Source organism: Rhizobacter sp. P2_H3 (genome assembly GCF_056403355.1).
In genome coordinates this window covers 1-4,022 of record NZ_JBFUFQ010000356.1, presented here as the reverse complement: position 1 = coordinate 4,022, position 4,022 = coordinate 1, and the positions used below count along the sequence as shown (strand labels likewise).

Genomic DNA, 4,022 nt, shown 5'->3' with positions numbered 1-4,022 from the left:
GGCCGGTGCCTCGCTGGCCGAACTGCAGGCGGCCGAGAAGCTGCTGCTGTCGCTGCCGGCCGACGAGGCCGCGGCGCGCATCGCGTGGACGCAGTCGCAGGCGGYCAACGAGGCGAGGGCGCATCCGCTGGGCGGCATGCCGCCGCACGGCACGCCGTTTGCGGGTGATCCCGACGGCACGCCGGGCGAGCGCGAGGCCTTCGACGATTCGCGGCGCAACTTCATCGCGCTGGTGTTCTGCCTGATGATCGGCACCGCGGCGCTGCCGCACATCCTGGCGCGCTGCTACACGGCGCCGTCGGTGCGGCAGGCGCGGCAATCGGTCACCTGGTCGCTGTTCTTCATCCTGCTGCTGTACCTGTCGGCGCCGGCGCTCGCGGTGCTGGTGAAGTACGAGTTGTTCACCTCGCTGGTCGGCACGCCCTTCGAGCAGCTGCCGGCCTGGATCGCGAACTGGGCCAAGGTCGACCCGACGCTGCTGTCGGTGGCCGACATCAACCGCGACGGCGTGCTGCAGCTGGGCGAGATCCGCATCGGCGCCGACATCATCGTGCTGGCCACGCCCGAGATCGCCGGGCTGCCCTACGTCGTCTCGGGCATGGTGGCGGCCGGCGGGCTGGCGGCGGCGCTGTCGACCGCCGACGGGCTGCTGCTGACGATCTCGAGCGCGCTGTCGCACGACGTGTACTACCGCACGCTCGATCCGCACGCCGCCGGCGGGCTGCGGGTGATGCTGTCGAAGGTGATGCTGCTGCTGGTCGCGCTGGCGGCGGCGGCGCTCGCGACGCAGAAGCCGGCGGACATCGTCTTCCTGGTGTCGGCGGCGTTCTCGTTCGCCGGCTCGGCCTTCTTCCCGGCGCTGGTGCTGGGGGTGTTCTGGCGGCGCGCCAACCGCCAGGGCGCGGTGCTGGGCATGCTGGTCGGGCTGTCGGTGACGCTGTACTACATGGCGATGAACGAGCCCTGGATGCGCGGGCTGCTGGGCGTGCAGGTGCCGGGGCGGCTGTGGTTCGGCATTCAGCCGATCTCGGCGGGCGTGTTCGGCGTGCCGGCGGGCTTCGCGGCGACGGTCATCGGCAGCCTGCTGGGGCCGGCGCCGGGGCCGCAGACGCAGGCTTTCCTCGATCGCCTTCGCTCGCCTTGAATCTGCCAAGACAGAAAAATGTCCACTCACCCGATTTCTGAGTAGAATCCCGGGTTCGCCTTGCCACACCCAGACGACGCTTGGGGTGGTTCCGTGTCCAAAGCCTTCGATTCACTGAAGGGCAGAGGACGCAAATCCAAAAGGAGTTTCAATGCGTCACTACGAAATCATCTTGCTCATCCATCCGGATCAGAGCGAACAGGTTCCGGCCATGCTGGAGCGCTACAAGGGTGTGATCACCGCCGGCGGCGGCAAGGTCCACCGTGTGGAAGATTGGGGCCGTCGCCAGATGGCTTACCTGATCCAGAAGCTGGCCAAGGCCCACTACCTCTGCATCAACATCGAATGCAGCAAGGAAGTCCTCGGCGAGCTGGAAACAGGCTTCCGCTTCAACGACGCCGTGCTGCGTCACCTGACCGTCGTTCGCCCCCAGGCCGACACCGGTCCGTCGGTGATGATGAAGGCGGTCGAGAAGGAAGAGTCCCGCAAGGCCCCGCAGGAAGCTGCAGCCTGAGAACGGTGAGGTCCCGCGGCTGTCACCCGGGCGTTGCATGAACCGATTGGTTCTGGCGGCGCAAGTGGTGGAGCGAGGGGCCGTGAGATACACACCGGCCGGGCTGCCGGCCTTCGATTTGAGCCTCAAGCACGAATCGCAGGTCAGCGAATCCGGCCAGGTCCGCCGAGTCTCCCTGGAGATCCGGGCCGTGGCCATCGGTGACATCACACGGCGCCTGCAGGCACTGCCGATCGGAAGCACAGGCACCTTCGCCGGCTTTCTGTCAGCAATGCGCAGCGGTCGCGGCACGCTGTTCCATGTGACCGAATTCGAATGAGCCCCGTGCTCAACCTGTTTGTCCGAATCTGATATTCAAGTGAGGTGAAATATGCCCCCGCCACGTGGTAAAGGTCGGTTCTCGAAGGACCGCAAGCCCAAGCGCAACCAACAATCCCTGCTGTTCCGCCGCAAGCGCTTCTGCCGCTTCACGGTGACCGGCGTCAAGGAAATCGACTACAAGGACATCGACACCTTGCGCGATTTCATCGGTGAGAACGGCAAGATCACGCCCGCACGCCTGACCGGCACGCGCGCGTTCTTCCAGCGTCAGCTGACCACCGCCATCAAGCGCGCGCGCTTCCTGGCGATGCTGCCGTACAGCGACCAGCACAAGGTCTGAGGAGCCACACCATGCAAGTGATCCTGCTCGAAAAAGTGGGCAACCTCGGAAACCTCGGCGATGTCGTCAAGGTCAAGGACGGTTATGCACGCAACTTCCTGATCCCGACCAAGTCCGCACGCCGTGCGACGCCGGTCGCAATCAAGGAATTCGAAGCCAAGCGCGCCGAACTCGAAAAGGCCGCTGCCGACAAGCTCGCCACCGCGCAAGCGCTGGGCGAGAAGATGAGCGGCCGCACCGTTCACATCACGCAAAAGGCGGGTGTGGATGGCCGGTTGTTCGGCTCGGTGACCAACAACGACATCGCCGAAGCGCTGACGCGCATCGACTTCAAGATCGCCAAGGCGCAGGTTCGCCTGCCCAACGGTCCGCTGAAGACGGTCGGCGAGCACGTCGTGTCGGTGGCGCCGCACACTGATGTGGTCGTGGATGTCAAGGTTGTGGTGGTCGGCGAAACCGACTAAGGTTGCGCCTCGCGCCTCGACAAAAGGGTCGGCTTCGCCGGCCCTTTTTCATTGGGGCGCGAGTTCTCCGCGGTTGTCCAGTGCTTGATCACCGGATGCCAACAGGGATGTCCACAGGGTTGCCCACAGGAAGTATCGATGTCCTCGGTTTTCAATCTCCCCCCGCAATTCGGATCCGACGCAGCGCGCAGCCACGGTGCGGAAGATGACGAGGTGGCGCGCCTGCGCGTGCCGCCGCATTCGATCGAGGCTGAGCAGAGCGTCATCGGCGGCCTGCTGCTCGACAACAGTGCCTGGGACCGTTGCGGCGACCTGCTGCAGGACACCGACTTCTACCGCTACGAGCACAAGCTGATCTACGCGGCGATCGGCGGGCTGATCAACGGCTCGAAGCCGGCCGACGTGATCACCGTGTTCGAGCAGCTGCAGGGCCTGGGCAAGGCGGCCGATTGCGGCGGGCTGACCTACCTGAACGCGCTCGCGCAGAGCGTGCCGAGCGCGTCCAACCTGCGCCGCTATGCCGAGATCGTCCGCGAGCGCGCGGTGCTGCGCAAGCTGGTGGCCGCCAGCGACGAGATCGCGACCGCGGCGTTCAATCCGCAGGGCCGGCCGGTCTCGCAGATCCTCGACGAATCCGAAAGCAAGATCTTCAAGATCGGCGAAGAGGGCTCACGCTCGCGCCAGGGCTTCATCAGCATGGACACGCTGGTGGTGCAGCTGATCGACCGCGTCAACGAGTTGCACGAGAACGGCGCCGAGGAAGTGACCGGCGTGCGCACCGGCTTCTTCGACATGGACCGCATGACCGCCGGGCTGCAGCCGGGCGACCTGATCGTGCTGGCAGCGCGGCCCTCGATGGGCAAGGCGCAGCCGCTGGATGCGCGGGTGCGCACGCTGTCGGCCTGGAAGCGCATGGGCGAGCTCGAAGTCGGCGATGCGGTCGCGTCGGTCGACGGGCGGCCGTCGATCGTCACCGGCCTCTACCCGCAGGGTGAGAAGGACGTCTGGCGCGTCCGCTTCTCCGATGGCCGGTCGGCCGAGTGCTGCGACGAGCATCTGTGGCGCGTGCATTTCCGCAGCTGGAAAGAACCGCGCGTGCTGAGCACCGCCGAGCTGCGGGTGATGCTGCAGAAGCCGCGCTACCAGGGCCGTCTCTGGATCGATTGCGCGACCGGTGATTTCGGTCACCTCGATGCGCTGCCGGTCGACCCGTGGCTGCTCGGTGCTCTCATCGGCGAC

At 66.1% G+C, this 4,022-nt stretch carries 6 protein-coding genes; all 6 read left to right on the top strand.

The window, feature by feature from the left end; translation table 11 throughout:
• Nucleotides 1-1,144, top strand: a 1,144-nt coding sequence (locus AC1D1T_RS30715; protein ID WP_477993197.1) for a VC_2705 family sodium/solute symporter, incomplete at its 5' end; no start/stop codon positions are given.
• Between the two features lie 151 nt (nt 1,145-1,295).
• The gene (gene rpsF, locus AC1D1T_RS30710) at nt 1,296-1,658 is read left to right on the top strand and encodes a 30S ribosomal protein S6 (RefSeq protein WP_047502595.1); all 363 of its coding nucleotides are present in this window, start codon (nt 1,296-1,298) and stop codon (nt 1,656-1,658) included.
• Nucleotides 1,659-1,695: 37 nt separating this feature from the next.
• The gene (gene priB / locus AC1D1T_RS30705) at nt 1,696-1,977 is read left to right on the top strand and encodes a primosomal replication protein N (protein WP_047502598.1); all 282 of its coding nucleotides are present in this window, start codon (nt 1,696-1,698) and stop codon (nt 1,975-1,977) included.
• A gap of 51 nt (nt 1,978-2,028) precedes the next feature.
• Nucleotides 2,029-2,319, top strand: a complete 291-nt coding sequence (gene rpsR, locus AC1D1T_RS30700) for a 30S ribosomal protein S18 (RefSeq protein ID WP_047502601.1) — start codon at nt 2,029-2,031, stop codon at nt 2,317-2,319.
• 11 nt (nt 2,320-2,330) lie between these two features.
• Nucleotides 2,331-2,783: a 50S ribosomal protein L9 gene (gene rplI / locus AC1D1T_RS30695; RefSeq protein ID WP_047502603.1), complete on the top strand. Its 453-nt coding sequence runs from the start codon at nt 2,331-2,333 to the stop codon at nt 2,781-2,783.
• 138 nt (nt 2,784-2,921) lie between these two features.
• On the top strand, nt 2,922-4,022 hold a 1,101-nt coding region (locus tag AC1D1T_RS30690; RefSeq protein WP_477993195.1), incomplete at its 3' end, for a DnaB-like helicase N-terminal domain-containing protein.

Coding starts and splice junctions, on each gene's coding strand:
- rpsF (WP_047502595.1), top strand. CDS start 1,296: ATGCGTCACTACGAAATCATCTTGCTCATCCATCCGGATCAGAGCGAA.
- priB (WP_047502598.1), top strand. CDS start 1,696: ATGAACCGATTGGTTCTGGCGGCGCAAGTGGTGGAGCGAGGGGCCGTG.
- rpsR (WP_047502601.1), top strand. CDS start 2,029: ATGCCCCCGCCACGTGGTAAAGGTCGGTTCTCGAAGGACCGCAAGCCC.
- rplI (WP_047502603.1), top strand. CDS start 2,331: ATGCAAGTGATCCTGCTCGAAAAAGTGGGCAACCTCGGAAACCTCGGC.